Origin of the sequence: Inquilinus limosus MP06 (assembly GCF_000767795.1) — a bacterium.
GTDB lineage: Bacteria > Pseudomonadota > Alphaproteobacteria > DSM-16000 > Inquilinaceae > Inquilinus > Inquilinus limosus_E.
This window is the reverse complement of the sequence record NZ_JANX01000911.1, coordinates 1-1,580: the sequence shown is the minus strand read 5'-3', so window position 1 is coordinate 1,580 and position 1,580 is coordinate 1. Positions and strand designations below refer to the sequence as shown.

The following is a 1,580-nucleotide window of genomic DNA, read 5'->3' as shown; positions in this document are numbered from 1 at the left end:
GACGGCCCCGCCCTCCCCGCTTCGTCACGATACCGGCGCTCATTCCGCCGCCTCCTTCCGGGTCGCCGCCTCGTCGGCCGCTTCGCGGGCGCGGCGCTCATGCTCCGCCCGCAGCCGGCGGATCAGCTCCAGCTCGGCCTGGAAGTCGACGTAATGCGGCAGCTTAAGATGCTGCACGAAGCCCGAGGCCTCGACATTGTCGCTGTGCGCCAGCACGAACTCCTCGTCCTGCGCCGGGTAGCGCCCGGCCTCGCCGAGCTCGCGGCCACGCAGCGCCCGGTCGACCAGCGACATCGCCATGGCCTTGCGCTCGCAATGGCCGAAGGCCAGGCCGTAGCCGCGGGTGAATTGCGGCGGCGCCGTCTTCGACCCGGCGAACTGGTTCACCATCTGGCATTCGGTGACGGTGACCTCGCCGATCTCGATGGCGAAGCCCAGCTCCTCCGGCACGATCTCGACCGCCACCTCGCCCAGCCGGATCTCGCCGGCGAAGGGGTGGTTGCCGCCATAGCCGCGCTGCACCGAATAGCCGAGCGCCAGCAGGAAGCCCTCGTCGCCCCGCGCCAGATTCTGCAGCCGCTGGTCGCGGTCGGCCGGCAGGGTCAGCGGATCGCGGGTCAGGTCGACCGGCTCATGCCCCTCCGGCGCCGCGGCCTCGCGCTCGATCAGCCCCTCGCGGTTGAGGATGTCGACCACGCGCGGCACCGGTCCGTCCGGCCCCGCCTCGCTCTCCGCCGCGGCGGGCGGCCGCCCCTCGGCGGCCAAAGCGAAGTCGATCAGTCGGTGGGTGTAGTCGTAGGTTGGGCCCAGGATCTGGCCGCCCGGAATGTCCTTGTAGGTGGCGGAGACGCGGCGGCGCACCGTCATCTTCGCGGTGTCGATCGGCTCCGAAACCGCGAAGCGCGGCAGCGTGGTGCGGTAGGCGCGCAGCAGGAAGATGGCCTCGACCAGGTCGCCCTGTGCCTGCTTGATCGCCAGCGCGGCGAGGTCGCGGTCGTACAGCGAGCCCTCGGCCATCACCCGGTCGACGGCCAGGCCCAGCTGCTCGCGGATCTGGTCCGCGGCGATCTCGGGCACGGCCGGATCGCCCCGCCGGGTCTCCGCCACCAGCGCCTGGGCGTTCTCGATCGCGCGCTGCCCCCCTTGACGGCGACATACATCGGATCAGCCCTCCCAGCGTGTGGTGCGCGGCAGGCCCAGCATCCGGCCGCCGCAGGTCAGCAGACAATCGACGCCGAGCGGATAGGCGGCGCCGTTGGCCGCCCAATCCTCCCGGAACCAGGCCGGCAGGCCGGCGATCCGGGCGGGCTCGGCCGTCTCGATGCCGGGGCCGGTGAAGCGGCCCGCTTCCGGTCCGTCCAGCGCCGGCACCTCGACCACCAGCGTCGCCGAGCGGTCGGGGTAGCGGTCCTCGCCCAGGGCCAGGCCGCCGAGGCGCGGCAGGGCGGCGGCATCGGCCACCAGCAGGAAGGCGGCGGCGGCCGGGTCGGCGACCAGCGGCGCACCGGTGTGGAAGCGCAGGAAGCTCTCCACCGCCGGGGTCGCCAGCGCCGGGTCCAGCCAGATCGGCGTGTCGAAAT

Annotated in this window: 2 protein-coding genes; both read right to left on the bottom strand. The window is 73.0% G+C overall.

Annotation, left to right across the window (positions count from 1 at the left end; all coding sequences use genetic code 11):
• Positions 1 to 39: 39 nt before the first annotated feature.
• Positions 40 to 1,107 carry a carbon-phosphorus lyase complex subunit PhnI gene (locus P409_RS33900; protein WP_343285542.1) on the bottom strand — a complete coding sequence of 356 codons (1,068 nt, stop codon included), beginning with the start codon at positions 1,105 to 1,107 and terminating at the stop codon, positions 40 to 42.
• Positions 1,108 to 1,164: 57 nt separating this feature from the next.
• Positions 1,165 to 1,580, bottom strand: a 416-nt coding sequence (gene phnH, locus P409_RS33895) for a phosphonate C-P lyase system protein PhnH (protein ID WP_034849085.1), incomplete at its 5' end; no start/stop codon positions are given.